Annotated in this window: 1 protein-coding gene; it reads right to left on the bottom strand. The window is 44.7% G+C overall.

The genetic code is table 11. The annotated features are described in order from the left end of the window. Positions 1-154 precede the first annotated feature (154 nt). Positions 155-1,339: a GNAT family N-acetyltransferase gene (locus CDG79_RS40510; RefSeq protein WP_094347043.1), complete on the bottom strand. Its 1,185-nt coding sequence runs from the start codon at positions 1,337-1,339 to the stop codon at positions 155-157. Between the last annotated feature and the right edge of the window lie 21 nt (positions 1,340-1,360).

Raw genomic sequence — 1,360 nt, forward strand, 5'->3', positions numbered from 1 at the left:
TTATAATTCCCACAGTCATTGCACCCCACCCTCAACCCCTCCCGAAGAACCCCACCCCGCCAAAGCGTAGCTTTGGCGGGGTGGGGTTCTTCGGGTTTAATAAGTAATCAAGCTGCCTTAAAAAGGGGGGAAAACAAAGTCAAAAGACCCCTTTTCAAGAAAGATTTTTCTCACTAAATGGCAACTCTGCATTAATCGCCTCAATTTCCTGCTGTTCGAGTTGATTCACTTCCTTAATATAGGGACGGATAATTTGTCCTAGACGATTGTTGTAAAAGCGGTGCAAACTGTGATTGGGCATAGCGGGGAAACCGCGCCGTTTTTTGTGGCGGCCACCCGCACCAGGATCAAAACTTTGGATATTGTTAGCGATCGCCCACTCGATGGGTGCATAATAGCAAGCATCAAAATGTAAACAATCTATCTCTTGGAAACTTCCCCAATAACGTCCATAGAGTTTGTCACCTTTAAACAAACAAAAGGACATTCCTAAAGGATGAGAGTTATCTTCCTCGCTATATGCAGCGACAAACAAGACTCGATGGCGATAATCGGCGTTTAGCTGCTCAAAAAATCGCTGTGTGAGATACTTGCTACCCCACCAGCCAAACTTATCACAGGTGTCAGCATAAAACTGGTACATCAAAGGAAATGAAGAGTAAGGAATTTCATCACCAGTCAGCGCTTGCAATCGTAAACCTGCTTTCTCCACAGCTTTGCGTTCCCGCTTAATATTACGGCGCTGATTGGCGTTGAAAACTTTCAAGTAGTCATCAAAAGTTTTAAACCCAGCATTTTCCCAAACGTAACTGTGGTGCAGCCAAGTTGTAAAGCCATGCCGTTCCAGCATCGGCCGCCATTGAGGATCGACGTAGAGAAAATGACACCCAGAAATCCGATTTTTAGAGCAAAAAGTGTCAATTTCATGCACCATTATCGCTGTGATCTCATCCTCATCTTCTCCTGGGGCAATTAAAAATCGATAACCTTCAGCCGGGGTAAATGGTGTCATTCCCAGCAATTTTGGGTAATATTGAACTCCAATGCGATCGGCTAATTCTGCCCATTGGTGGTCAAAAACAAATTCACCAGAACTATGTCCTTTTAGATAAAGTGGCGCAGCCGCAATCAGTGTTCTATCACGCCACAATGTCAAGTGATTTGGCAACCAACCAGTTTTAGCCGTAGCGCTCTGAGAGGTTTCAATATTGTTTAGCCACTCCCATTCTAAAAATGGCGTTTTGAGTGGCATTGCCAAAGCATTCCAGGCATTTTGGGGTACTTCAGCAATTTTGTTCGTCCAAACAACAGAATAGCGAGGCTTAAGTTGTTCCACTATTAGGGGGACTGGGGATTGGGG

This window comes from Nostoc sp. 'Peltigera membranacea cyanobiont' 232 (genome assembly GCF_002245985.1).
GTDB lineage: Bacteria > Cyanobacteriota > Cyanobacteriia > Cyanobacteriales > Nostocaceae > Nostoc.